Source organism: Paraclostridium bifermentans, assembly GCF_019916025.1.
GTDB lineage: Bacteria > Bacillota > Clostridia > Peptostreptococcales > Peptostreptococcaceae > Paraclostridium > Paraclostridium bifermentans.
Map to the genome: position 1 here is coordinate 2,312,297 of NZ_CP079737.1, position 26,393 is coordinate 2,338,689.

Consider the following 26,393-nt stretch of genomic DNA (forward strand, 5'->3'; position numbering starts at 1 on the left):
ACCCATTTTCTACATAGTTACTGTTATATAGTGAATTTTATTTTCTTCACTTAACTCTTCTTCTTTTTTTGGATTGTATTTATTTTCTAAGAAGTTCGGTGCTACTTGTGGGAATAATGCATATGTTAATACATCTTCATCACACTTAGCTAATTTCCCAGCTTCAGACTTTATCTTTTCAAATTCTGGTTCTAAAAGATCTGCCGGTCTTATAGTTATAACTTCTTCTTCACCTATTATTTTTTTCTTAATATCTTTATCTATAGGTGCTGGAGCTTTTCCATATTGTCCTTTTACATAATCTTTTATTTCTTTTGGAACTAATTTATATCTCTCTCCAGTTAATACATTGAATAAAGCTTGAGTTCCTACCATTTGACTCATAGGCGTAACTAATGGAGGGTATCCAAGATCTGCTCTAACTCTTGGAACTTCTTTTAATACATCTTCGTATTTTTCAGTTGCATTTTGTTGCTTTAACTGAGAAAGTAAATTAGAAAGCATTCCGCCTGGAACCTTATAATTTAAAGTTTGAGGCTCTGTTAGTAACACTTTTGGATTTAAAGTACCTTGTTCCATATATTTATCTCTTATAGGTTTAAAGTATTCTGCAACTTCTAGTAAAGCTTCCATATTTAATCCTGGATTTCTTTCCATTTCACTAAATGTTACAGCTAAGGATTCTGTTGGAGGTTGAGATGTTCCTCCCGAAAATGGAGATATTGCGGTATCTATTATATCTACTCCAGCCTCAACAGCTTTCATATATATCATATCCGCTATCCCACTAGTACAATGCGTATGTAATTCTATTGGCAGGTTACTTATAGATTTCATCTTTTTAACTAGCTCATAAGCGTTATACGGAGTTAAAACTCCAGCCATGTCTTTTATACATATAGAATCTGCCCCCATAGATTCCATGTCCTTTAAAAGCCCTAAGTAATACTCTGTTGTATGAACATCACTTGTAGTGTAAGAAATTGCACACTGGCAATGCCCACCATATTTTTTGATAGCTTTCACAGATGCTTCGATATTTCTAACATCATTTAACGCATCAAACACTCTTATTATATCGATACCGTTTTCCAGTGAAAGTTTAATAAATTTATCAACTAGGTCATCTGCATAGTTTCTATATCCAAGAAGATTTTGTCCTCTTAAAAGCATTTGTAGTTTAGTATTTTTTACTCTTTTTCTTATTTCCCTTAATCTTTCCCATGGGTCTTCGTTTAGAAAACGTATGCATGCATCAAACGTCGCTCCACCCCAAACTTCCATAGAGTGATATCCTACCTTGTCCATAGTTTCTAATATAGGTAGTATTTCTTCTGTGGTTAACCTTGTAGCAATTAAAGACTGATGCCCATCCCTTAATGCTGTTTCAGTTATTTTTAACTGATTCACTATATCCTCACACTCCTAATTTTATAAATATATACCCAATTTAAAATTTTACCTCAATTACATTATATATTGTTTTGTTTAATTTCTAAAGCCTTTTTAACATTTTTTACTATTTTTATTAGTTGTTTTTCCATTTTAGACTTTTTTATTAAGCATTTCTTATTATTTTACTTATAAATAAAATATGCGTACTATAATACATATGTATTATGGTACGCACTTTAATATTACAAATTATCCAATAGTCCCAACTTCTTTAAATGGAAATAACCTCATACTTACTTCCCCCACTATTTCATTTTTATTCACAACTCCAACGTCTGAATCCCTACTATCTTTACTTACTAATCTATTATCACCCATAGCAAAATAACTATCACTTGGTATTTTTATATCTATATCTCCAGCTGTGTAAGTACCTTCTAGATAAGGTTCATCTATTAATTTATCATTTATATAGACTTGCCCACTTTTGATTACTAAATGATCATTTGGAAGTCCTATAATTCTTTTCACTAAACTTTTTTTCTCTCCATCCCTACTTTTCAAATCAGTTTTAAATACTACTATGTCTCCTCTATTCGGATTTCCAGTTTTGTATGCTAACTTATTTATTATCAAGTAATCCTTAGTATTTAAAGTTGGATACATCGATTCTCCACTTACAACTGTAGGTACAATAAAATATGTAACTATAAGCCCCATACATATAGCTAACGTTATAACCTTTGCCCATTCAATAGTTTTTTCTATAACTTTTTCTTTCATATTATCCCCCCATACATTTATTCATGTAATTAGTTTTCTATTTTTATAAATGTATGTCCTTCGCTAATTCCAAGCTTTCGTACTCTATTTTATTGCATAAAAAAAACCTAGATAACAATTTGTTACCTAGGTTTACATATATATTCATTATATTAAATAATAGGGTTTATCATTCTCTCTTTTAATACTTCTTTCGCTTTTTCATGGTATTTCATGTATTTTTCTTTCGGATAATCTCTAAAATTAGAAAGTTCTCCTTTTACTCCATATTGCCTAAATGGTATTAATTTAAACTTAGTATATCCATTTAAATTTTTTATATATTCAACCTCATCTATAAATGTATCCCAATCATCATTTATATTTTCGATTAATACAGTTCTTATTTCATATAGTTTTTCAGTCTTAGCACATTTATTTATATTATTAAAAACTATATTACTTTCTATTCCTGTAACCTTGATATGAGTATCCCCTTTAAACGCCTTTAAGTCAAACATAAATCCATCTACACGTTCTATAAGCTTATCAATATCTTTTTCTTTTACATTTCCATTTGTATCAACAAAAACATTTAGATTTGTTTTTTCATGAATAATATCAGCAAATTCTATTATAAAGTCACTATAAATAGTACACTCTCCTCCAGAAAACGTAATGCCATCTATAAGATTTTTATATTTATTGATATAGTTAAATAATTCAGTTGTATCGTAATAAGTAATTTTAGGTGAAGCAAATTTCTTACAAACACCTATACATTCATCACAATTTATGCATTTATTTTTATCATATTTTATTTTTCCTTCAAATGTAAGTGCCCCCGCCTTGCATACATCTATACACTCTTTGCATGAAAAGCAAATATTTTGGGTTTCTGGATTATGACAATATATACACTCCATATTGCAGCCTTGCAAAAATATACTTATCCTACATCCAGGCCCATCTATAAAACTCATATTTATAATTTTATTAACAGGAGCGTTCATTAAACAGTTCTTACCTTTCTTTCTTCAATTCCATTTTTCATACTTAATGCACCTAAAACAACTGAGTCTTCTCTTAAGTTTTTGCCTTCATTAAATTTATTTATATCAGTCTTTTTAACTAAGTATCCAGTTATTCTTACGAATTCTGAAGAATCACTGTTTATAGATAATACTCTTATTCCATTTTCAAGAGCTCCTTTTACAACTCTAAGCATTCCATCTATATTATTTTTTGCAGTTTCATCAAATAAATATATATCACTACACCCTGTATCAAAATACTTGTGAAGTTTTCCTGATAAATTAATGTGATCAAATATATCAGGCTCACATCCATACTTAATTCTAATTGCTGGAGTTGTATCTGTGTCCGATTCTAATCCCCCTTGTGCATGGACTCCATGCTTACCTTTTGTCCCTCCACAATATAGCGCATCTTCATTTCTAACTAACTCAGCAAATCGTTTGCATATTTCTTCTGCTACATCATTGGCTCTTTCATCATGACCCATTTGTTTTCCTGTAAATATTTCAACACATTCAAAAGTTCCATATATAGCTGGCATAGATGTAAACTTATTTAAATCTATTAACCCCTCTTTTGCTAAGAATGAACTTTCAAAGAACTTAACATCTTCAACTAAATATTTGATTCTAGCATTTGTAAGTTCTGATAGTGATTTTACTGCCTTTGGAAGTTGTACATTCATAAAATCTTCATAATCTTTACTTTCTTCTGCTAATGCTTTTAAATTTAATCTAGTTAGTGTATGTGCTCCACCACCTATTCTAAGTGAGTTATAACAACTAACTACACCATAATCTTCCCCTAAATCATTAGTCATTAATTTATGATTTACAAAATATGGCTTTATATTTTCAAGAGCTGATTCTATACCATACTTTATAAGGTCATCTGGAGTTTCTTCACTACACTTTAAAGTAACATTAGGTATAGCTTTTCTAAGTTCTCTTTCTATTTGTATTACTAGTCTTCCTACTCTGCTATCTTTTGGTCCTATATTCATATGAACAAATGCATCAGGTAATGTTCTATCTATGTTTATAAGTAGCATTTTTATTAAATTGTAAGCTTCTTTTTCACTTACAGTATCCATAAATTGTTCTAATACATCATCTATTTGCCCTACATAAACAGGATACCCAGTTATAGATGGCACATATTTATAAAGTATTAACATTGCATTAACAGCCTCATATAAATCTTTTGGTGGCTGTATATCTAAGTACTCACTGCCTTGTTTTATAAACTTTACATAGTCAGGTAATACGTATCTAGGTCTATATGGTCTAGCACCTTCATTCATATCACATAATATTTTTCTATCTAAATAAGACTTTGTTTCTTCGCTTATTTTTAAAGGCGCTAAAGAATCTTCTGCTAATCTTGCCATATTAGCTCTTTTTTCATGATATTGCATATCCATAGAGTGTAATATTTGTTCTATACTGTTCATTATTTAGTCCCCCATTATTTTATATTTATTATGTCAATTCTACCACACTAATAAACATTTGTTAATAGGAATAAACATTTATTTATATTTTTTATAATTTAATTTTATTATGCACTTAAATAAAGTAGCAGCTTAATCATATCGATAAGCTGCTACTTTTATTAAAATCCTATGTATAATCCAATTGTTAAAAATGCTATACACACTACAATTATTCCTCCTATTAATGGAGCGATATGTCTTAACCATTTAGACCATGGTATTTTAGCAAATGCCAGCGCTCCCATTAAAACTCCTGATGTAGGTGTAATTAAATTAATAATACCAGTTCCAAATTGATATGCAGTTATTATTAACTGGCTAGATACTCCAACTAAATCTGAAAGTGGAGATAATACAGGTATTGTAAGTGATGCAAGTCCTGAAGATGACGGTATTAAAAATGCCAATACAGATTCTAGCGCAAAAGATAAATTAATAAATATAAATTTAGGCAATCTACTTAATAAATCAGCTGAATAATTTAATAAAGTATCTATTATATGTCCATTCTGAGCTACTATGACTATACCACGAGCTAATGCAATAGCAAGTGCTGCAGATATTAAATCTGAAGCTCCATTTAAAAATGAATCAACTATTTCATCTTGCTTAAGACCTCCAAATATACCTGAAAAAATTCCTATCATACAAAATATCATAGCTATCTGAGGTATGTACCAGTCTAAATTTAAAACCCCATAAACCATCATGCACATTCCACCTATAAATATAGCTAGGACAATACCTTCTTTTTTTGTAAACTGCTTTATTGATAAATCCTCTACAATAAATTCACCTTTATTTTTTTGGTCATATTCATAAACAATCGACTTTTTAGGATCTTTCTTAACTTTATGGGCATGTAACATAACAAAACTTATTGAAAGTGCCATCAATGCCACAAAAATTAAGCTTCTATATCCTATTCCAGATCCAGGTGTTATATTGGCTAAAGCTTGCGCAATTCCAACTGAAAATGGATTTATAGTGGACGCTATTACACCTGTTCCAGAACCTATGAAAACTGTACTTATAGCTGTTAACGAATCATATCCTAAGTTCATCATTAAAGGTATAAATATCATATAAAACGGTAGGGTTTCTTCATTCATACCAAAAGTAGATCCCCCTAACCCAAATAAAATCATAGACACCGGTATTATTAACACTTGTAGCTTGTTAAGTTTTTTAACTGTATGGTTAATTCCTGATTCTATAGCTCCTGTTTTATTAACGATTCCAAAAGCACCTCCTACAAGAAGTACGAACCCAACTACTTCAGCAGCATCAATAAATCCATCTATAGGAGCTTTGAACACATCTTGAATTCCCTGAGGATTTGGTGCTACCTGTCTATATGTTCCTGGTTTTACCACCATTCTTCCATCTACATTTATTCTTTGAAATTCCCCACTTGGAATAATCCATGTAAGAATAGCAATTACTACAATAAGTAAAAATATTATAGTAAATGTATGTGGTATGGTGATTTTTTTCTTAAGTTTACTCATTTCCATTTCTCCTATTTTTTTACATTTTAAATTTTATGTAGAATTATATCATAATTTGTAGAAGAAATAACTATACTTTTAAAATTTAGAAATAGTCTAAACTTTCACCAATTTCACATTTATTATAAATTTTCACTTATAAAAATTAATACTCAACTAAATATAACATGTATGTATTTCATAATCATAATTACTTTAGTTTTAATCAAAAAAAGACACTACGTGTCTTTATGAGTTTTTTTTATTCTACTTTTTATTATATAAACTATCGTAAATATAACAGCTATTATACATACTAATAAAGAGTACTGTTTCAATATAGTTGTTATAATATGTATTTTATGTCCTAGCAAGTATCCTGCTGAAATTAAAGCCAAGTTCCATATTCCAATACCTATAGTTGAGTAAATTATAAAAGTTATTATATTCATTTTTATAACCCCAGCTACTATAGAAATAAATGTTCTAGCTACTGGAACTACTCTTGAAATCATTACAGATATTTTATCGTATTTTTTTATCCATGAATATGACGACATTACAGATTTTTCAGTCTTAGGAAACTTCCCTATTATAATTTCAATTAAAGGCTTACCAAATTTATATCCTAAATAATAATTGACTATACACCCAGTTATTCCTCCTAATATGGATATAGTTACTACTTGTGTAAAATTCATATTATATTTAAATGCAAATATCCCTACTAATGGTAAAACTAATTCACTTGGTAGAGGAAGGTTTGCATATTCTAATGCTACTACAATAAAAATACTAATTAATCCATAGTTTATTATAAACTCTTCAACTAATGACCTAAACTCCAACCTCTCCACCTCTTTTACTAAACTTTCTAACTACTGTGTTTTAAACAGTACTATATTTACTATCATATCATAGCTAGCCTAAATATATCAATATTATATTTTTACCCCATATTTTATAATCATAATTATAATTTAGTTATTATAGTTTTGAACTTTAGGGATTTATATAATTTTTTCTCGCATATTGTATTTATTAATTCTTTGAAATTTCAGACTATAGGTTGTACAATTTAATTATAGGAACATATATTTATAAACTTTGTGGGGGGGTTTCTATATGTCTATATTTTTTTTAATTTCTTTTATGATTTTTTTAATATATTTTTTATCTATAGTTTGTATAAGGTATAGTTATATATCTAATTTAGCTATAAAAAACAAACTTGATTTTAATTCATTTTACATAAGAAACAATATTTTAGCATACGATACAGGGTTTAATAAAATTACAGATAATATAGCATTTTCATTATATAAAATATATAATAGATGTTAGCCTAAAAAAAGCGTTAATTAAGTTTAATTAACGCTTTTTTTGTTAAAGTTTATCTATATATTCCTTCAAATCAACTTGAAATTCTTCTATTTCGTATTCATTCATACATACATCTTTTGAATTTTCAAATATTCCTTGATCTATTCTTATAATTTCTTTGCTAGCTTTTTCGTATATATCTATTAATATATTTCTTATCTCAAATTTTATATTATCTTTGAAGCTTTCTATATCTTCTATTATATCTTTATTCATCTGATCTTGTTTTAACTTATCATATAATACTTTTCCAATTCCTCCAGTTACCGTACCTGCTAAAAGTAGTGGTGGACAATAAGTAAGCATCGCTGCCCCTATTGTTACGCTTGGAGCTGACGCAGATAAAGCAGCTGCATATACAGCTAGTGCACTACCAGATGTAGCTCCAAGTAAAGCACCTGTTCCAATAGTTGCTAGCATTTCGTTCATATCTATTTCTTCTTCATTTAATTTAACCTTAGGTAAGTCTATATTGTAATCTCTATAGTTTATATCTTTTATAAACTCTTTTATTTTATTATTAGTCATGCTATTAACTTCTTTTATACATTCATTCCACTCTTTAAAAAATAATTCATCCAATTTTACTTTTTCATTGTTTATGACATTATTTATATAGTTATCATTTATATATTCTCTAGCTATATCCATATTTTTATTTATTCGATGTATTTCATCTTCTAAAAAGCTTTTATCCAACCACTCATTTATCTCAAATTCCATTTTAGCTTGTATATAATCAAACTTTCCATTTAATAAATTTTTATGATTTGATAATTCTTGTGATAGCATTTCTAATGACTTTAAGTATTCATAATGATATACCTTTTCTTTGTGTTTTAAGGCTTCTATAGATGAGTTTACGCTTTGAAGTTTTATTTCATCATTACTAGTTCTAATACTTTTTAAAAATTCTATTAATGATACAAAGTTTCTTTTTAATTCATCCGAGTATTCTGATACTAAATCATGTTCTTTTGCTACAGCATTTTTTATTATATTATTTTGATATTCTAAATGAGATGATATTATAAAAAATTTATCTATATATAGGTCATATTCATCTTCTATATACTCTAAAACTTCTTGATGATTATCATGTAGCAAATCTCCTTTGTTTAACACTCCAACTATAGGTTTCCCATAAGATGCAATTAATTCTACAACATCTTTTATATCTTCTTGCCCTATGTGAGTTGAATCAAAAACATATAATATTATATCGGCATTTTGTATATATTTTATAGATTTATTTTCATTTTCTGATGTAATACTTTTTAATCCAGGCGTATCCACTATACTAATATCCTTTAATACATCTGAATTTATACCTATATTTATGCAGTTTTGATCTATATCATAAGTTTCTTCTTCATTGTAAAAAATATTTATAATCGATGATGTAGCTTCTAATACATCTACCTCAGATACCTCTCTTCCTACAATAGCGTTAACTAATGTAGATTTTCCTGACTTAACCTCTCCCATAATCGCTAATTTTAATTGGCTATATGGTTTCTCTAACAAAATATCAAAATTATTCATTACTTCTTCTAGGTTATGTTTAATAATCTTTTTAAAAGGTACATCTTTTTCTTTCATTAAATAATTTCTAACTGGAGATTCTATAAAAGTACATCTAGCTTCTTCAATACAATTATTTAAGTTACCCAACATAATCGCCCCATTTTTTTAAAATATTATCGATATCATTAACTTGACTTAAATGTTCTTTTATTATCATATAATCTGTATATTTTCTTCTAAATGCTTTGGTGGATTTATTAATTATATCCTTTTCTATACTGCTTAATTGGATATCTAAATAATTTAATAAATTTGACCTTAATTTATTCCTTTCATCTATAATTAAGTACACATTTGTTTCATAATTTTTTATTTTTTTAAGTTTACTTAGAAAAGCTATTTCTTTATATTGATTGTTTTCTTCTTTTATTAAATATTCAATATTTAATATCTCTTTTGACTTGCTTATATTTACATTAATATGGTTTAAGTCATCTGTTTCATCACAACATAAAATTTTCTTATTTAAACTTAAATACATATTGTTAAGTTCTATTTCTAGTAAGTTTTCTAAATTTTTTAATTGAGTGTAAACACCATTAGTTTTTAAATTTTCAATATTTGTACATACGTTTATTTTCTTTTCAAAATATGATTTTAACTTTTCAATTTCATAGTTTATACTTCTTTTTACCTCGTCAAATTTGTATAAATCCTCATATAAATCTCTTTTATAAATATTGATTAGTTTTTTTAAATATTCTCCACTAATTTTTAAATGCATATACTTTGACTTAATTTGCATTTTTTCTGAATTTATCTTAAAATTGCTATCTATACTATTTCTTAGTTCTTCTATATTGCTTAAATTGGTAAGTTTCTTATCATTGCTTATATATCCATCAATTGCTTCTTTTGAAGATACAAAAACTATATCTATAAAATAGTTTTTATATAAATTTTTGACTTCTTCCTTAACTTTTGATAAATCATTGTCTTTATTTCTTATCTCATCGACTTTATTCACTGCACAAATTATATTATTATAATCATCGCTTAATATATAATTTTCATTCAATTCAACTATCATATCATTGCTTGATTTTGAAACTATATTTTTTGCATCTAAAACCCAGATTATGCCATCTGCTCTTTTATAATAATCAACCATTCGTTCTTTGGTATTTTTTAGTAAGTTTTGATTTAAACCAGGAGTATCTACTATAATAAAATCATTTAAAACTCCGCTTTTGTTTATATAATGTTTTACCTCTACAATATCATATTTATATAAATACTTTTCTTCTAAAGACTTTTTACACTCCTTTAAATCATAAATGCTTAAATCATTATGCTTTTTTATTTTTTCAAATTTGTCTTTTATAACTTTTTTTGAGTTCTTAACTTTTTCTTCTTCTGCTTCTAAAATTGATAGTCCTTCATTATAATTATAGGATTTTGTTTCATATCCACGGACAATATCCATTTTTTTATAATTAGATGATGTTACTATATCTAATCTCCAGGTATTCGGAATATCTTTTGTCTTTAATTTATTATCTTTTATCAATGAGTTTATTAGAGTTGATTTGCCATATTTTCCAGGACCCATAACAAATAATAAAAATGGTTCTTTAAGTTCAATTATACTTTTAGAAATTGCAGTTATTTCTTTTTCAATTTCAGCTATAAGCTTATACGTTTTGCTTGACTCTAAAAAAGATTGTATCTTCATATTTTTTAGATTATCTTTAATAATTTGAATATCCGAATGAATTTCTATATAAACTTTTTCTCTATTTGAATAGTACATAGCATCAATCCTTGAAATAAGTTTTTTATATACTTTACATTATATTAATATATATCCTATTAATATGACTTACTTTCTAAAACTAATTTAATTAAGCATAAAAAAGCTATGCAAACATTTAAATAACGTTTACATAGCTTTTTAAATAAATAGATATATTTTAATAAAAATGCTTTAATTGCTTTAATCTACTTGGATGTCTTAACTTTCTTATAGCCTTAGCTTCTATTTGTCTTATTCTTTCTCTAGTAACGCCAAATACCTTTCCTATTTCCTCTAATGTCTTAGGTATATCATCATCTAATCCAAATCTCATTCTAAGTACTCTTTGTTCTTGTTCACTTAGCCCTGTTAATAGTTCTTCGATTTTCTCTCTTAGATTATGTTGTTCTACTTCATGCATAACTACATCTCCAAAATATGCATCTGAAGGTATAAACTCAACTAAGCTACTATCTTCATCTTCTTTTATAGGTGTATCCAATGAAACTATGTTTTTATCTCGTTTAAGTAAATCTATTATTTTCTCTACTTCTATTTCACATGCTACTGCTAACTCTTCTATTTTAGGTTCTCTTTGTAGCTCTAGTGATAATTCCTGTTTTTTTCTTTTCACAAAGTTAATTCTTTGATGAAGATGAACAGGTATTCTAATAGTATTCTCACAATCATCTATGTATCTAGTTATACTTTGTTTTATCCACCATGTAGCATAAGTACTAAATTTATATCCTTTTTTATAATCATACTTTTCTACAGCTTTTATAAGTCCTATATTTCCTGCTTGAATTAAATCAAGCATATCGATATTTTCTTTTCTATATTTTTTAGCAATACTAACAACTAATCTGTAATTTGCATTGATAAATTCTTCCTTAGCTCCTATAAATGACTCATCTATTTTTTTAGCTAATTCAACTTCCTCTACCGCAGACAACATTTTGTACTCTTCAATTTCTTTTAAGTACATTTTCATAGCATTTGATGAATTTGATGAATCACTGTAAATGTAATTTTCATAAGTATGTTCTCTTTTAGCCCCCATAATCTACCCCTTCTATCTCTAATAATTTGTTAATCAAATTTAAAAAGTGTCTGTAGTTTCATCCTCATGTTAATAGTATGTAAACTTTTCTTAAAAAATACTTTTTAGTTGTCAACAAATTCCTATATCTATTATTCTACACTTACATGTCAAATTCCTTGATTTTTTTTATATTTTTTTAAAATAATATTTTATTAACTAGAATATTACTATAAAGAACAAAAGACTGCACAATGTGCAGTCTTTTACCCTCGAACGACAAAGTCAAATCCCTATTAATAAGTCCAATAATAATCTTGCCCCTATATTACGGTAAAATATTAATGAGATTATAACAGATTTATAATACCATTAATAAAAGGGTTTAGTCAAGCTAAACCCTCATATCATCGCAAATTTAAGCATATTTTATTATTTATTGTCGTGGTTACATCCGCAACTTCCACCACAGCATTCATGGTCTTCACCATGACTATGTCCTCCGCAACATTCATGATCTTCATGGTCATGATCTTCTCCACATCCACAATCATGAGATGCTTCATGCTCTTTTACTAATTCTTCCATTTCGAAGAACTCTTTTACCATCACATCATACTCTGGAAGTGATTCTTCTGTATCATATTCTTCACCAGTCCAATTTGCATACATCATTTCATTTCCATTAGTTAAAACAGCTCTTCCTGCTAAAGTTATATTATCTACATCTTCTAAGAAATCTACCGCTTTTTGAGCTACTTCCCCTTGTAAAGGAGTCTCTTCATCTAAACATTTTATAATCATAACAGGAGCGTAAAAATCTTCATTATCTTTTACGTTTACCATTATGTCTATTACACCTTCTGCACCTTCTTCAAATTCTGATAACGCTACATCTGTATCTATCATCTCTTGTGGAACAAATAAATCTTCCATTAAGTATTTTATAACTCTATCTTTTACTAATTCTTTTGACATAGTAAATCTCCTTTCATCTTTTGGTAATTTTACCTTTTAATAGTATACCATTTTTTTAATAATTTAACTAAATTTTTTGCTATTTATATGTAAATTTAAAGGTTTAATGCTTTTATACCCATCAATATAGTTTTTACTCTATTTTTGTATATATACTCTAATTTTTACATTATTGTAATTTATATATAATATTTACATAACTTAACAATGCATAAATGCTAGGCTTTATGATACTATAGTTACATCCAAGATATAGGCGCTGGGGGTAGCGCATCTTGCAGGTTACAATTCGGTAACATTTTCAAACAATTCATTTATAAAACTATAACATTAAAGAGGTGACTTAATTATGAATATCAAAGTAAAAACATTATTATCATTAGGTGTAGTATCTATAATAGGAGTTTGTTCTACACTACCTATCAATGCGGCATCAAATGAAACTGTATGCAAGAAAGTTCTTTGCGACAATAAAAGTTATGAGGAATACTTATCTGTTAACGTAAATGGTAAAGACTGTGCAACACCTATAAAGCCTTTACACTATTTAATACAAGATATTTTAAATAATAAAGGGAAGTGTCCTACTTCACAAGCTAAACCATCTACTCCTAATGTAGATAACAATACTGAATCTAAGCCTGAAGAAAAGCCTGAAGGCAATACTGGTTCTAATGCAAGTAAACCATCTACTCCTAATGTAGATAATAACACTGGATCTAAGCCTGATTCTAAACCAGAAGGCAATACTGGTTCTAATCAGGAATCTAAGCCTGAAGAAAAGCCTGAACAACCTTCTAATCCATCTGGTAACTTTGCAAGTTTCCAAAAAGAAGTATTAGATTTAGTTAATAAGGAAAGAACAAGCAGAGGTCTTCAAGCTCTTAAGTTTAACTCTGAATTATCAAATGTAGCTACTTTAAAATCACAAGATATGATTGATAAGAACTACTTTGACCATACATCACCAACTTATGGTTCTCCATTTGACATGATGAAGAAATTCGGTATAAGCTATACTTCAGCTGGAGAAAATATAGCTATGGGACAAGAAACTCCACAAGAGGTTATGAATGCTTGGATGAATTCTGACGGTCATAGAAAGAATATACTTAACCCAGATTTCACTGAGCTAGGTGTTGGTATAGCTGCAAAAGGTTCTTCTTTATACTGGACACAAATGTTTATAGGTAAATAATATAAAATAAATATAAAGCCTATAGCTTAAATTATTTAATAATTTAAGCTATAGGCTTTAATTATGTATATCCATCTATATACTTTCTTGTCTAATATTTTCTATTATACTTTCTTTGTTTAACTTTTTCATAGGTATATACGATGCAATAAATGTAACAGCAAATATGCCTAAAACACATACTAAAACTGACTTCCATGGAAATATCATACCAAATTCTACAACATCTCCAATAGTTTTATTCATAATTATATCTATTGCAATTGCTATAGGAACTCCATACACTAATGCTAAAACTCCATATAACAGACTTTCAAAATATATTATCCTGTTGAATCCACTAGGCGTTGTACCTATAGATTTAATTATTGCAAACTCTCTTTTTCTTAGATTTATATTTGTACTTATTGTATTTACTATATTTATTACACTTACTAAAGATATAATAAATATAAATCCATATACAAATGTTTTTATTATCTTAATTGATTGCTCAGTTTTTAATGATTCTTCTACTTCATCATATACATTATATGAATATTTTTTACCTATATCATTTACTGCTTTTCTTGTATTTTCTTTTTTATCAGAGTATATGTATATATTTGAATCATTTATTTCATAGCCTAATTTTGTACCTACCTCATTATAAGTTATAAAATCTATTCCCATATAATTATAATCTTTCATTCCTATAGGTAAATCTTCAGTAGTGGCTAAAACTTTTAACTTTATAGGTTCTATTATTTTTTTATCATTTTCATCACGATGCATTGTATATACATCTATTGTATCTCCAACTTTATAATTAGTTAATGAAACATAATAAGCTTTACCAGAATCTCTATAATAACTTTTATCTCTAAGTATTATACCATTTTCTTTTATAGCTGTTTCTTTATCAAAGTTCCCATCTTTCAATTTTATTGATTTTATATCTTTATCTGCTATAAATTGGAATCCATTGTTTTTTTCCATATCAAAGTCATATACAACTTCATTATTTTTGCTTTTTTTAGTATAAAAGTTATCTATTATTTTTTTATATTTTTTATTTATATTATTTTCATTAACATTTATACCCACTCCATAAGTCATAGCAACAATAGTTTTTTTTATTCCATTTATTTTATTTAAATCTTCTATTATATTATTCTTTTCTTGTATACCACTTTTCCATAATCTTATATCATAAGTCATTTTACCTGTATTGATTTCATTAGCTTTTTCAAATAAAGTTAAAAATCCACTAAATGATATAAATATAACTACACTAATTATTAAAGAAAATAATGTTATTCTAAATTTTTTCTTGTTTCTTCTTAAGTTTTTATATGCAAGAACACCTTCTGTTTTAAATAATAATTTAATTAACTTAGAGTTTTTTACTTTTCCTAATTTTAGATTACTACTATTTCTTATACATTCAAGTGGTGATGTTTTAGCTGATTTAATAGCTGGAAATACTGCTGATACAAATATTGTAAATATTACAATTACTGCACTTACTACTATTACGTATGGGTTATAAACTAATCTTAAATTCATATTTCCAATTTGTGAATTATTAAATAATGCTTGTATCAATTTTAATACTAAATCAATAGCAAAAGTACCTATTATTAACCCCAATGGTATTCCTATTAAACTAACTATAATAGCTTCTATAAATACTAATTTCATAACTTGATTTTTAGTAGCACCTATAGAATTTAATATTCCGAATTGTTTTCTTCTTTCACTTATTGATATGCTAAATGAGTTATACACTGTAGCTATTGTGCATATAACAACTAATACTATTACAATAAATATTGCTATACTTACTGCTTTATCAATATTTGCATAAGCACTTGCACCTTTTAATCTTAGTAAAGGTTCATTAAATGATAGATTCTTATAATGTACACTGTTATCATTATTTTTCTCATCTAAACTATTACTTTCAACTTCTTCTTCTTTTAACCCTAAGTTTTTTGCTATAGATTCTGATATTTCATAAATTTCTTTTGGGTTATTGGCTAATACACCTACTTTTAATATATCCTTTTTGGATTTACTATTTACATCTAAGTATGTTATTGAACTTACAACATCATTACCTATATCATTTTTAGGTTTTTTCATAATACCAACTATTTTAAAATCTTTACTTTGTTTATTTACTATAGTTTCATGATCCCATACTATTGGATCTTCTAGATTTTTTCCATCTGCTGATATTCTTTTTCCAATTTCTAATGTTATATTATCTCCTATTTTTTTATTAATTAAAGGTATAGCACTTTCACTTAATACTATTTCACTATTATTTTTAGGAAGTTTACCTTCTTTTAGTTTTACTTGATAACTTTCAAAAGTATTTTTATCATATTCTTTTACTTCAACCAAGTTTTTATTTTTATTATTTAATTTTGAATATCCTAAACTATCATACACAAAGTTTTTAGATAAACCTGCACTATTTGTTATAATATCTAAATCATCTTTTTTCACATTATGAAACATAGCATGATAATCTCCCTTATCAGCTATTGTTTCTCTAATCTGATAATCTATAAAACTTTCAACCATATTACCTATCCCACATATTAAAGCTGTAGATAATATTATTCCTATTATTGTAACTATTGTTCTTTTCTTATTTTGTTTTAAATATCTTAAAGTTAAGCTGTAATATAAGTTCATTTATATCACCTCATTAGCTATAATCATTCCATCTTCTATGGATATCACTCTATCTGCTTGTAATGCAATATTATTATCATGAGTTATCATTATTAAAGTTTGATTGTATTTTTTTACCGATAACTTTAAAAGTTCAATTACCTCCTTAGAGTTTTTGCTATCTAAGTTTCCTGTTGGCTCATCTGCTAGAACTATTGCTGGTCTATTTATAAGGGATCTACCTATAGAAGTTCTTTGCTGTTGTCCTCCACTTAATTCATTTGGAAGGTGATTTTCTCTTTCTTTTAATCCTAAAGTTTTTAATAAATCATTTAAATATGCTGTTTCTATTTTTCTATTATCAAGTTCTGCTGGTAGTAGTATATTTTCCTTTACACTAAGTACTGGTATCAAATTATAAAATTGATATATAATCCCTATATTTCTTCTTCTAAATATGGATAAGTCTTTTTCTTTTAAGTTGTATATATCTACATCATTTATAAATACATTTCCACTAGTTGGTTTATCAACTCCACCTAATAAATGAAGTAAAGTACTTTTCCCACTTCCACTAGGTCCTACTATTGCAACAAATTCCCCTTTATTTATTGATAAATTAATATTTTTTAAAGCATCTACTTTTGCTTCTCCCGTGCCATAACTCTTTGTTAAATTTTCAACTTTTAAAATTTCCATATAACCTTTACTCCTCATTTTGTAAATTTCACCTTATTTAGTTCATAATACTTATGTTACTTTTAATTTCTTAACTTAATTTTAAAGATATAAAATTACTTTAAAGTGAATTAAATATTACAAATTAGTCACTTAGATTTTATGGAATATTATATTAAACTGAGTTCCTTTGTTTTTTTCACTTTTGACATAAATATCACCATTTTGTCCTTCAATTATAGACTTTGCCATAGCTAGTCCAATACCTACGCTATCTTCTTTTGAACTACTTTTTCCTTTGTAAAATCTTTTAAATATATGAGGTAAGTCTTTTTTATCTATCCCTTCTCCACTATCTTTTATTACAATTTCTGTGTATAAATAATTTTCTTCATAACTAATATCTAAGCTTCCACTAGAAAAAGTATGTTCTACACAATTTTTAATGATATTAACTAAAGCTTCTATAGACCAATTCATATCTCCTAAAAACATAGCTTCACTATCACCATTTATACTCACATCTATATTTTTAAGTTCTATTGGAATTAAACTTGGCTGAATAGACATTTTTATTAATTTTTTAACATTTACTTTTTCACTTTTAAAATTTATTACTTTAGCTTCTACTTTCGAAAGTTTTAGCATGCTTTTTATCAGCCATTCCATTCTATTTAACTGAGATTTTATCTTTTCTAAAAACTCTATTTTAGATTCTTCTGGCAGGTCATCATACATTAAGTCATTAAGTATTATAAGTGATGTCATAGGTGTCTTTAACTGATGTGAAATATCAGAAATAGTATCATTTAGAAATATCTTTTCCTTACTTAAAAGTTCTACTTTTTCTTTAAGTATATTAGTCATTTTCAAAAGTTCCGTTTTAAGAAGACCTATCTGACCTTCCTGATTTTTATTTTTCATCTCAAATTTTTTACCTTCTGAACTATTGTATACATATTCAGTCATATCTTTTATATCACTGTATATAGTCTTAAAATAATGCATAACTAAGATTAAAATAGAAATAAATAGCACAAATATAGATAACAAATTCATACTAAATATATCCTTTATACTACCTCTTATAATTGGCTCATTATTTAATCTTATATTTTTATCATAGCTATATTTTTTTAGTATTTCTTTACCTAAACTTATATCATCTTTTGATTTTCCTTGAGTTACTATTCCTACAATATTATTTTCTAAATTAGGATGCTGAGATAATATAGATCCTATTATAGCTTGATTATTTTCTACTACTTTATCTTTTATTATATTTACACTTATAAAACTAACTCCTACGCAAAGCATTACAGTAATCACAAATAATATAGTGTAATTTTTTATAAAACTTTTTATTTCAGCATTAGATAGAAACACTATTTTCACTTCCGTTCCACTTATATCCTAATCCCCTTACTGTAAGTATGTATTTGGGATGACTTGAATCATCTTCTATTTTTTCTCTAAGTCTTTTTATATAAACAGTAATTGTATTGTCATTTACAAAATCACAAGCAACATCCCATAATTTTTCTAGTATTTTAGTTCTACTTAATACAACATTATTATTTTTAATTAATATTAATAATAGCTTGTACTCAACAGAGGTTAACAAAATTTCCTCTTCACCTTTGTAAACTCTAGCTTCTAAAGTATTTATAGTTAAGTCTTTAAATTTAATTACCTTTTTATTTTCATTGCTACTGCCTTTTCTCCTAAGTACTGCATTCATCCTAGATATAAGCTCCCTAACTCTAAAAGGTTTGGTTATGTAATCATCTCCTCCAATATCTAGCCCCATAACTACATTCACTTCTTCATCACAAGCACTTAAAAATATTATAGGAGTATCTTGAGCTTCTCTAATTTCCTTGCAAAAATCGTAACCATTTCCATCTGGTAGCATTACATCTAAAAGGATTATATTATACTTTTTATCTTTAATACAGGTTCTACTTTTCTCTAAATCATTGCATATATCAATATTAAAGCCTTCTTTCTCTAGTGCATACTTTACTGCAAAAGATATTGCAATATCATCTTCTATCATAAGTACATTTGTCATTTTCTCACCCAATTTCATGTTTATTTTAATCAACGTATAAAGTAATTCAAACTATATATTAGTTTCTTTCAAGTTAGTTAATCCAATCTAATATTTTCATATAACTATTATCATATATTATTTTATTTAAAATCAATGTCGAAGTTTGTATTATATTCGATTTTTTTATATTAATTAAAATAACCTTAAAAAAGATAGTCATTAACAACGTTAAACAAATAGAGATATTATCTGTTTAACATATAAATATAAGCATCTTACTCTTATTTTTTATTTTGTTAATTAATCATTCATTAGATGCATATATAATATTTGAGTAAGAACCCTAAAAATGTTATAATTTTGTAATCGTCAAAATTTACAAAATGCTTTATTATATTAGTATCTGTTTAAATTATTTTAAAGGAGATTAAATATGAGTTTAAAAAAGAGAGTTACGTCAATTATTATATGTTGTACTGTTATATTAGGAAGTTTTAGTTTAGTATTCGCAGATTCTTCAAGAGTTGTTACTTTAGGAGCTAACTTAAGTCCTGATCAAAAACAAACTATGCTAAAATACTTCGGTGTAAATCAAAATGATGCAGTTATACTTGAAGTAAATAACAAAGAAGAAAGAAAGTATTTACAAGGTATAGCCCCTGAAGCTCAAATAGGAACTAAAACTTATTCTTGTGCTTATGTTGAACCTACTAAGGCAGGAAGTGGAATAAACGTAAAAACAGCAAATATTACATGGGTTACTTCAGCTATGATAGCTAGTACACTTGCTAGTTTAGGTATAACTGATGCTAACTGTGTAATAGCTGCTAATTTCCCTGTAAGTGGAACAGGAGCCCTTACTGGTGTAATGAAGGCCTATGAGGATGCTACTGGTAAGCCTCTAGATGAAAACAAAAAGGAAATAGCTACAGAAGAACTAGTTGTAACTGGAGACTTAGGCCAAGATATAGGTCAAGATAAAGCTACAGGAATAGTTAATGATGTAAAAACACAAGTTATTAAAAATAATACTAGCGATACAGTTCAAATCGCAGATACAATAAATAATATTACTAATAACTATAATGTAACATTATCACCTGAGCAACAAAAACAATTAGAAGATTTAATGCTTAAAATTTCTAAGCAAGATTATGACTACGGTAAAATGAAAGATGCTTTAAACAGCGTATCAGATACTGTAAATGAAAACTTAAAAGATCTAGGCGAAAGTGTAAATAATTCAGGTATATTAGATACCGTTAAAGGATGGTTTACTGGAATTGGAGATTGGTTTGCTGGATTAACAGGTTCTAAAGATGAAAATCTAGGTATATTAGAAAACACAAATGATAGTTTACTTGGTGAAAATGCACACATAGATGCTACTAACAAAGATGCTATAAATTTACCTTCTAGCGAACAAGTTGAAGGATTCTTTGGTAAGGTATGGCATTGGTTTACAGGATTATTCAATGGAGATTCTAACAACTCAGAAAATAGTAAAAACAATAATACGACTGAAACAAGTTCTCCAAATGAAAGCCCTGAGCAATCTAATGAATCTAATTCTAATGAAGTTAATAACAATGAAAATGTAGATTTAAATAATAATTCAAATACAAATCCAGTTGAAAACCAAAATAATAACGTAGACAATAATACACAACAAAATAACTAAAATAAAAAGGCAGATAAATTATTATCTGCCTTTTATATTATCCTATAGTCTTTACTAACTCTTCTTCACCTAATATACGCGTTATTCTAACTCCGAAATTTTCATCTACAATTACAACTTGCCCATAACCAATTTTTCTACCATTTACATTGATTTCAACTTCTTGTCCTTCAAATGTATCTAGCTCAATTAAAGACCCTTTTGATAACTCAAATACATCTTTTAATGCTATTTTCGTTCTACCAAGTACCGCACTTACTTTAAGTTCTATATCTAATACTCTATCAAAATTTTCACTCATATGATTACACTTCCTTTTTTACACTATCTGTTATGATAACACCACGCTTATTTTTAATAAGACCTGGTTTGCATTTAAAAGATCTTGCTCCTCCTACATTAAGGTCTATATCTCCATCTATTTTAGTATCTAGAGTTATAACATCTCCAAGCTTTAAGTCTAATAACTCTTCTACACTTATTTCAGTTCTACCTAATACTGCAATCATTTCTGCACTTGTTCCACAAATTTTATTATAAATAGCATTTGTGAATTCAAAGTCATATTCAATATTTTTACTTTTAAAAAGTCTTTTTGGCTCTAATTGCTCTAATACTGGTTCCATACAACTGTATGGGTTGCAGAAAGACATTCTACCTACTTCTTTATTTCCATCCATCATTCTCATGTGAGATATTAATACTGACTCACTAACTGGATATTTTTTACTAGAACCTACATTTGTGTAAACATTAGAAACCTCTCTATGATCACAACCTTCAAATATATGCATTTTAGTTAAAAACTTACTACCTATATAAGATATTAACTCTCGGTCTACTTCTGTTAACTCTCTATTGTAATCACTGAATACTCCATCTCCTCCAAGTATTAAATCTACAAATGTAAGCGCAACACTCTTATCAATTTGATATATAAGACCTTGAATTAGTGGCTGTATTGAATGTTCAATAATTACTGAGTCATTAGAGATCATATTCATAAACTCTTCGTAGTTTGTTTGTTCTATTTTTTCTAATTTACACACTATATTAGGTCTTTTTAATTCATAAGCTACAAATAAATTTATATTCTTACAAAATTCTTCTTCTATTATAGATAAGAATCTCATATTTCCTGTAGAATATCTTTGCGGCTTTTTAAAGTCATATACAACAATTCCTTGGCTCATAATATATCTTTATCTCCTCTATAAATTTCATTACTTTAAAAGGTCATATACAGTTTTCTTACTTTAAAGACTATAAATAAATCTTTGGATAATATAAAATAACCTCTTATACTTTAATTTTATAACTTAGATAAAGCTGATACTATGATTTCCTCTTTAAATGGCTTTACTATAAATCCTTTTGCTCCATATATTATAGCTTCTTTCATTCTAGCTTCTTGTCCTAATGCTGAAACCATTACTACAGAAGCTGCTGGATCAATTTTTTTAATTTCTCTTAATGCTTGTAAACCATCCATTTCTGGCATAGTTATATCTAGTGTTACTATATCTGGCTGTAATTCTTGGTATTTTTCAATAGCCATTACTCCATTTTCCGCTTCTCCTACTATTTCAAAATCATAATTTTGAAGCATCGTACGTATAGACATACGCATAAATGCTGCATCATCAACTATTAATACTCTTTTCATAATTTCTTCCTCCATTTATGTCAATTATTATCTTTTTTTATTTTATATTTTTCTATACACTGATGGTTTAACTCTTTGAAAATCAGTTTGCAGGTTAGATAAATTTTCTGACATACCAATAATTAAATACCCTCCAGGTTTAAGCGAGTCATATAATCTTTTTATTAATCTTTGCTTTGTAGGTGTATCAAAGTATATCATTACATTCCTGCAAAAAATAACATCATATTTGCATTTTTCCCAACCTAAACTATTATTTAAATTAAAGTATTTAAAATCAATTAACTGTTTTACACTATCATCAATTACATAGTTTTTTTCACTTACTTTTTTAAAAAAACTCTTTTTCCATACAGCTGGCAATTTTGATATTTTATCTTCTGAATAAATGCCAGCCTTAGCTTGTTTTAATACATTATCAGAAATATCTGATGCAGTTATATTAACTTTAAATTTTGAACTTTTTCCAAGTATAGATGATACTAACATAGCAATACAATAAGGTTCTTCTCCTGTAGATGATGCTGCTGACCAAATTTTAATTCCGCCAGCATGAGGCCTTTTTAAACTAGGCATTATTATTTCATTTTTTAAAAAGTCATAATGTTGCTCTTCTCTCATAAAATATGTAAAATTTGTAGTAAGCTTCTCTACAAGTGTTGATGCTTGTTCTCCTGTGCTATCTTTCATTAAATTATCTATATAACTTTTAAAATCCGTAAATCCTAATTTTTTTACCATTAATAGTAATCTGGTTTCTATTAATGTTCTTTTATTTTCTAAGTTTATTCCATAGTTGTTATACATATAATTTTTTAAGCGTAAAAAATCTTGATTAGTTAGTTCCATCGTTAGTATCCTCTATAATTTTAACTAAAGAATCGCAGTCTAATATCATTTGAACATCATCATTAATTTCACTAACACCTTTTATAAAGTTTTGTTTGTAATCGTCTTTACTTGAGTTCATTTTCATAATTTGGTTAGGTAAAATAGTAATAACTTCATTTACTGCGTCAACAATCAGTCCAATTTTTTCCATACCATTCTCTATTATAATTATACACGTTCTTTCATTATAGTCTATAGGTTCTATATCAAATCTCATTCTAGCATCCATAACAGGTATAATATTACTTCTTAAATTTATAATACCCTTCATATATTCAGGAAGAAAAGGAACCTTTGTTATTGGCAATACCTCAATAATTTCTATAATGTAATTTGATGATAATGCGTATTTTTGACCGTTTATAATAAATACCATATATAAATCATCAATTTTGCCCTCTATTATTTCATCATTTGCATTCACAAATAATACACCCTCCTTTTAAATAACTTTTTCGCGTTTTCCAACACTCTTAATAGTTAGCTTATTTGTAAGAGTATCAAAGACAATAGTCCTTCCACAAGAACCTAATACATCTTCAGAAACAATAGAAATATTCAACTTAGCTAATGTCTCTTTGCATGATTTTACATTTTTTTCTCCAATGGTAAAAATACTACTACCAGAGTTTTTAAAATTAAACATATGTGCACCACCAGCTAACTTAGCTTTTATAAGTCTTTGGTTAGCCCCGGATTTTATCATTTGCTCATATAATAAATAAATTCCACTATCTGCATATTTCGATTTATTATCCATTTTCTTATCAACCTTTGAATCTGGAAGTAAAATATGTACTAATCCTGCAATTTTATTTATTTCATCATACAAAACAACTCCACAACATGACCCAAGTCCAACCGTCATTATTTTTTCTGGTGCTCTTACAATGTTAGATTCTGCTATTCCTACTGTTATAATTTTCATTAACTGTTCTCCTAACAAGCAAAACCTAATGAAGATAGTAATTTCTCACATGACTCAACTTTAGGAATAAAGTAATATTTACCTTCTATATTATTATCTGTTGTAAAGAAATCAGTTTCTATACATAGTATTGAATCTGAAACTGGACCATATAGTGATATAGGTAGATTCATAATTGCTCTAACCATATCTACACTAAAATACGGAATAGAAGGATCAATACTTAAACTAGTCATATCTGATATTGCTGTTAAATATGTACCACATAATATGTTACAAATTTCTCCTATTGAACTTAATTCTTTACGCACTAAATCATAATCTTCTTTATCAAATTCTAAATTAGTTCCAGTTACTTTCGATAATAAATTAATAGCAGAATCAAGTTTCATTATAACTAGTATAAAGCCTTCCATATCTCCTGATAATTGTAAAACAGTTCCTACAACTAACTCTTCTGGAGAGTCATAACTATTAGTTATATCTGAAAAACTGATTAAATCACTCTTTGGGATTCCTATATCTACAATCTCATTCAACATCATACCTAATGAAGTAGATGCATTTCCTGATCCTATATTACTAATTTCTCGAAATACATTTAATTTATCACATTCAAAGTTCATATATACCTACTTTCTATCTACTCTTTATCTCTTATTGTAGATTCTGATCTTTTTAATTGATTTAGTATTGCATTTGGTATCATATCTAAAGAAGTTTCTTTCAAAACTGCTCCAATATTTTTTGCTGCCATAGGCATTCCATAAACAACACACGAATGCCTATTTTGCCCTAATGTATATCCACCTGCATTCTTTATATCAAGTAGTCCTTTAGCTCCATCGGATCCCATCCCAGTTAAAATAATACCTATAGTATTTTTTTTCGAAGCTTTTGCTACTGATTGAAATAAATAATCTACTGAAGGGCAGTGTCCAGTGACTTTTTCACCCTCTTTAATTTCTAATACATATTTATTATTTCTTTTTTCAACTCCCATTTGTAAAGCTCCAGGAGCTATATATGCATGTCCACTTAAAATTTCTTGTCCATCTTTACCTTCACATACATTTATAACACACTCTTTATCTAACCGCTCTGCATATCTTTGAGTAAATACAGGTGGCATATGTTGAGTTATTACTATTCCTGGTAAGCCAGCTGGTAACTGTTTTAAAAGTTTTCCAACAGCCTCTACTCCTCCCATGGAAGCTCCAATAGCAATTATATCTGTATTAGATTTACTTTTTATATTTTTTGTCACACTTTTTTTATTTGCAACAGTATTAGGTTTATTTAAATTATTTCTTGAATAATTATCTTTAACTAGTTTAGCTACAGATGCCTCTTTTATTTTGCTCGCTAATTCATTTGCAAAATTGTTCATTCCTCTTGAATCTGGTTTTTCTACAAATCCAACTGCCCCTGCATTTATTGCCTCAAAGCATCTATCATCTGCACCACTTATAACAATAGTTGGTATTGGACATTGTTCCATTAAAATTTTTAAAAACTCAATACCACTCATGCCTGGCATTTCAATGTCTAATGTCAATACGTCTGGTCTTAGTTCTATTATTTTATCTCTAGCTTCATAAGGGTCTTTAGCTGTTCCTACAATCTCTAATTCTGAAAATTCTTGAAGATACTTAGCTATGACACGACGAAATATACTAGAATCATCAATTATTAGAACTTTTATTTTTTTATTTACTTCCAT

Annotated in this window: 25 protein-coding genes; 3 read left to right on the forward strand and 22 right to left on the reverse strand. The window is 27.4% G+C overall.

Going from position 1 to position 26,393, the window contains the following annotated elements; all coding sequences use genetic code 11:
- Positions 1-9 precede the first annotated feature (9 nt).
- From KXZ80_RS11100 to KXZ80_RS11125, 6 genes are all read right to left on the reverse strand, one after another.
- Positions 10-1,410, reverse strand: coding sequence for an oxaloacetate decarboxylase subunit alpha (locus KXZ80_RS11100; RefSeq protein WP_021429473.1), 1,401 nt, complete (start codon positions 1,408-1,410; stop codon positions 10-12).
- Between the two features lie 234 nt (positions 1,411-1,644).
- Positions 1,645-2,178, reverse strand: a complete 534-nt coding sequence (gene lepB, locus KXZ80_RS11105; protein ID WP_021433543.1) for a signal peptidase I — start codon at positions 2,176-2,178, stop codon at positions 1,645-1,647.
- Positions 2,179-2,330: 152 nt separating this feature from the next.
- The gene (locus KXZ80_RS11110; RefSeq protein WP_021433544.1) at positions 2,331-3,170 is read right to left on the reverse strand and encodes a YjjW family glycine radical enzyme activase; all 840 of its coding nucleotides are present in this window, start codon (positions 3,168-3,170) and stop codon (positions 2,331-2,333) included.
- Positions 3,170-4,648: a YjjI family glycine radical enzyme gene (locus KXZ80_RS11115; protein WP_021433545.1), complete on the reverse strand. Its 1,479-nt coding sequence runs from the start codon at positions 4,646-4,648 to the stop codon at positions 3,170-3,172. Before KXZ80_RS11115 ends, KXZ80_RS11110 begins: the two co-directional genes overlap by 1 nt.
- A 161-nt stretch (positions 4,649-4,809) precedes the next feature.
- Positions 4,810-6,201, reverse strand: coding sequence for a YfcC family protein (locus KXZ80_RS11120; RefSeq protein WP_021433546.1), 1,392 nt, complete (start codon positions 6,199-6,201; stop codon positions 4,810-4,812).
- A 218-nt stretch (positions 6,202-6,419) separates the two neighbouring features.
- On the reverse strand, positions 6,420-7,028 hold the full coding sequence (locus tag KXZ80_RS11125; protein ID WP_021429435.1) for a DedA family protein: 609 nt from the start codon (positions 7,026-7,028) through the stop codon (positions 6,420-6,422).
- A gap of 277 nt (positions 7,029-7,305) precedes the next feature.
- On the opposite strand from KXZ80_RS11125, the gene KXZ80_RS11130 reads away from it, so the two are divergent.
- On the forward strand, positions 7,306-7,524 hold the full coding sequence (locus tag KXZ80_RS11130) for a hypothetical protein (RefSeq protein WP_021433547.1): 219 nt from the start codon (positions 7,306-7,308) through the stop codon (positions 7,522-7,524).
- A gap of 42 nt (positions 7,525-7,566) precedes the next feature.
- Here the strand turns inward: KXZ80_RS11130 and KXZ80_RS11135 are convergent, their stop codons facing one another.
- The 4 genes from KXZ80_RS11135 to KXZ80_RS11150 all read right to left on the reverse strand — a co-directional run bounded on the left by KXZ80_RS11135 (position 7,567) and on the right by KXZ80_RS11150 (position 12,905).
- Positions 7,567-9,240 (reverse strand): dynamin family protein, encoded by a 1,674-nt coding sequence (locus KXZ80_RS11135; RefSeq protein ID WP_038285318.1) that lies wholly within the window; start codon positions 9,238-9,240, stop codon positions 7,567-7,569.
- On the reverse strand, positions 9,230-10,903 hold the full coding sequence (locus tag KXZ80_RS11140) for a dynamin family protein (RefSeq protein WP_021433549.1): 1,674 nt from the start codon (positions 10,901-10,903) through the stop codon (positions 9,230-9,232). Before KXZ80_RS11140 ends, KXZ80_RS11135 begins: the two co-directional genes overlap by 11 nt.
- A 160-nt stretch (positions 10,904-11,063) precedes the next feature.
- Complete coding sequence (locus KXZ80_RS11145; RefSeq protein ID WP_021429490.1) at positions 11,064-11,948, reverse strand: sigma-70 family RNA polymerase sigma factor; 885 nt, start codon at positions 11,946-11,948, stop codon at positions 11,064-11,066.
- 411 nt (positions 11,949-12,359) lie between these two features.
- A complete protein-coding gene (locus KXZ80_RS11150; protein WP_021433550.1) occupies positions 12,360-12,905 on the reverse strand; it encodes a type I restriction enzyme HsdR N-terminal domain-containing protein in 546 nt (181 codons plus the stop codon).
- A gap of 349 nt (positions 12,906-13,254) precedes the next feature.
- On the opposite strand from KXZ80_RS11150, the gene KXZ80_RS11155 reads away from it, so the two are divergent.
- Complete coding sequence (locus tag KXZ80_RS11155; protein ID WP_021433551.1) at positions 13,255-14,103, forward strand: CAP domain-containing protein; 849 nt, start codon at positions 13,255-13,257, stop codon at positions 14,101-14,103.
- A gap of 75 nt (positions 14,104-14,178) precedes the next feature.
- On the opposite strand, the gene KXZ80_RS11160 is transcribed toward KXZ80_RS11155, so the two are convergent.
- From KXZ80_RS11160 to KXZ80_RS11175, 4 genes are all read right to left on the reverse strand, one after another.
- Positions 14,179-16,791, reverse strand: coding sequence for an ABC transporter permease (locus KXZ80_RS11160; RefSeq protein ID WP_021433552.1), 2,613 nt, complete (start codon positions 16,789-16,791; stop codon positions 14,179-14,181).
- A complete protein-coding gene (locus KXZ80_RS11165) occupies positions 16,792-17,469 on the reverse strand; it encodes an ABC transporter ATP-binding protein (RefSeq protein ID WP_021433553.1) in 678 nt (225 codons plus the stop codon). It abuts the gene before it with no gap.
- Between the two features lie 132 nt (positions 17,470-17,601).
- Positions 17,602-18,843: a sensor histidine kinase gene (locus KXZ80_RS11170; RefSeq protein ID WP_021433554.1), complete on the reverse strand. Its 1,242-nt coding sequence runs from the start codon at positions 18,841-18,843 to the stop codon at positions 17,602-17,604.
- The gene (locus KXZ80_RS11175) at positions 18,821-19,522 is read right to left on the reverse strand and encodes a response regulator transcription factor (RefSeq protein WP_021433555.1); all 702 of its coding nucleotides are present in this window, start codon (positions 19,520-19,522) and stop codon (positions 18,821-18,823) included. The genes KXZ80_RS11170 and KXZ80_RS11175 overlap by 23 nt, the downstream gene beginning before the upstream one ends.
- Positions 19,523-19,937: 415 nt before the next feature.
- Here KXZ80_RS11175 and KXZ80_RS11180 point away from each other — a divergent pair, with 415 nt between their 5' ends.
- Positions 19,938-21,185 carry a DUF1002 domain-containing protein gene (locus tag KXZ80_RS11180; RefSeq protein WP_021433556.1) on the forward strand — a complete coding sequence of 416 codons (1,248 nt, stop codon included), beginning with the start codon at positions 19,938-19,940 and terminating at the stop codon, positions 21,183-21,185.
- 37 nt (positions 21,186-21,222) lie between these two features.
- Here the strand turns inward: KXZ80_RS11180 and fliN are convergent, their stop codons facing one another.
- The 8 genes from fliN to KXZ80_RS11220 all read right to left on the reverse strand — a co-directional run bounded on the left by fliN (position 21,223) and on the right by KXZ80_RS11220 (position 26,393).
- The gene (gene fliN, locus KXZ80_RS11185; RefSeq protein WP_021433557.1) at positions 21,223-21,486 is read right to left on the reverse strand and encodes a flagellar motor switch protein FliN; all 264 of its coding nucleotides are present in this window, start codon (positions 21,484-21,486) and stop codon (positions 21,223-21,225) included.
- 4 nt (positions 21,487-21,490) lie between these two features.
- Entirely contained in the window at positions 21,491-22,378 is an 888-nt protein-coding gene (locus KXZ80_RS11190) for a flagellar motor switch protein FliM (RefSeq protein WP_021429527.1), read from the reverse strand.
- A 119-nt stretch (positions 22,379-22,497) separates the two neighbouring features.
- Positions 22,498-22,851 carry a response regulator gene (locus KXZ80_RS11195; protein WP_021429429.1) on the reverse strand — a complete coding sequence of 118 codons (354 nt, stop codon included), beginning with the start codon at positions 22,849-22,851 and terminating at the stop codon, positions 22,498-22,500.
- Positions 22,852-22,893: 42 nt separating this feature from the next.
- A complete protein-coding gene (locus KXZ80_RS11200; RefSeq protein ID WP_021433558.1) occupies positions 22,894-23,700 on the reverse strand; it encodes a CheR family methyltransferase in 807 nt (268 codons plus the stop codon).
- Entirely contained in the window at positions 23,687-24,166 is a 480-nt protein-coding gene (locus tag KXZ80_RS11205; protein ID WP_021433559.1) for a chemotaxis protein CheW, read from the reverse strand. Before KXZ80_RS11205 ends, KXZ80_RS11200 begins: the two co-directional genes overlap by 14 nt.
- Before the next feature lie 18 nt (positions 24,167-24,184).
- Positions 24,185-24,670: a chemotaxis protein CheD gene (locus tag KXZ80_RS11210; RefSeq protein WP_021433560.1), complete on the reverse strand. Its 486-nt coding sequence runs from the start codon at positions 24,668-24,670 to the stop codon at positions 24,185-24,187.
- 11 nt (positions 24,671-24,681) lie between these two features.
- The gene (locus tag KXZ80_RS11215; protein ID WP_021429539.1) at positions 24,682-25,296 is read right to left on the reverse strand and encodes a chemotaxis protein CheC; all 615 of its coding nucleotides are present in this window, start codon (positions 25,294-25,296) and stop codon (positions 24,682-24,684) included.
- A 17-nt stretch (positions 25,297-25,313) separates the two neighbouring features.
- On the reverse strand, positions 25,314-26,393 hold the full coding sequence (locus tag KXZ80_RS11220) for a protein-glutamate methylesterase/protein-glutamine glutaminase (protein ID WP_021433561.1): 1,080 nt from the start codon (positions 26,391-26,393) through the stop codon (positions 25,314-25,316).

Bases quoted from the DNA above. Each gene is read 5' to 3' on its own strand.
- lepB (WP_021433543.1), bottom strand. From the start codon at position 2,178: ATGAAAGAAAAAGTTATAGAAAAAACTATTGAATGGGCAAAGGTTATA.
- KXZ80_RS11110 (WP_021433544.1), bottom strand. From the start codon at position 3,170: ATGAACGCTCCTGTTAATAAAATTATAAATATGAGTTTTATAGATGGG.
- KXZ80_RS11115 (WP_021433545.1), bottom strand. From the start codon at position 4,648: ATGAACAGTATAGAACAAATATTACACTCTATGGATATGCAATATCAT.
- KXZ80_RS11120 (WP_021433546.1), bottom strand. From the start codon at position 6,201: ATGAGTAAACTTAAGAAAAAAATCACCATACCACATACATTTACTATA.
- KXZ80_RS11130 (WP_021433547.1), top strand. From the start codon at position 7,306: ATGTCTATATTTTTTTTAATTTCTTTTATGATTTTTTTAATATATTTT.
- KXZ80_RS11135 (WP_038285318.1), bottom strand. From the start codon at position 9,240: ATGTTGGGTAACTTAAATAATTGTATTGAAGAAGCTAGATGTACTTTT.
- KXZ80_RS11140 (WP_021433549.1), bottom strand. From the start codon at position 10,903: ATGTACTATTCAAATAGAGAAAAAGTTTATATAGAAATTCATTCGGAT.
- KXZ80_RS11145 (WP_021429490.1), bottom strand. From the start codon at position 11,948: ATGGGGGCTAAAAGAGAACATACTTATGAAAATTACATTTACAGTGAT.
- KXZ80_RS11150 (WP_021433550.1), bottom strand. From the start codon at position 12,905: ATGTCAAAAGAATTAGTAAAAGATAGAGTTATAAAATACTTAATGGAA.
- KXZ80_RS11155 (WP_021433551.1), top strand. From the start codon at position 13,255: ATGAATATCAAAGTAAAAACATTATTATCATTAGGTGTAGTATCTATA.
- KXZ80_RS11160 (WP_021433552.1), bottom strand. From the start codon at position 16,791: ATGAACTTATATTACAGCTTAACTTTAAGATATTTAAAACAAAATAAG.
- KXZ80_RS11165 (WP_021433553.1), bottom strand. From the start codon at position 17,469: ATGGAAATTTTAAAAGTTGAAAATTTAACAAAGAGTTATGGCACGGGA.
- KXZ80_RS11175 (WP_021433555.1), bottom strand. From the start codon at position 19,522: ATGACAAATGTACTTATGATAGAAGATGATATTGCAATATCTTTTGCA.
- KXZ80_RS11180 (WP_021433556.1), top strand. From the start codon at position 19,938: ATGAGTTTAAAAAAGAGAGTTACGTCAATTATTATATGTTGTACTGTT.
- fliN (WP_021433557.1), bottom strand. From the start codon at position 21,486: ATGAGTGAAAATTTTGATAGAGTATTAGATATAGAACTTAAAGTAAGT.
- KXZ80_RS11190 (WP_021429527.1), bottom strand. From the start codon at position 22,378: ATGAGCCAAGGAATTGTTGTATATGACTTTAAAAAGCCGCAAAGATAT.
- KXZ80_RS11195 (WP_021429429.1), bottom strand. From the start codon at position 22,851: ATGAAAAGAGTATTAATAGTTGATGATGCAGCATTTATGCGTATGTCT.
- KXZ80_RS11200 (WP_021433558.1), bottom strand. From the start codon at position 23,700: ATGGAACTAACTAATCAAGATTTTTTACGCTTAAAAAATTATATGTAT.
- KXZ80_RS11210 (WP_021433560.1), bottom strand. From the start codon at position 24,670: ATGAAAATTATAACAGTAGGAATAGCAGAATCTAACATTGTAAGAGCA.
- KXZ80_RS11215 (WP_021429539.1), bottom strand. From the start codon at position 25,296: ATGAACTTTGAATGTGATAAATTAAATGTATTTCGAGAAATTAGTAAT.
- KXZ80_RS11220 (WP_021433561.1), bottom strand. From the start codon at position 26,393: ATGGAAGTAAATAAAAAAATAAAAGTTCTAATAATTGATGATTCTAGT.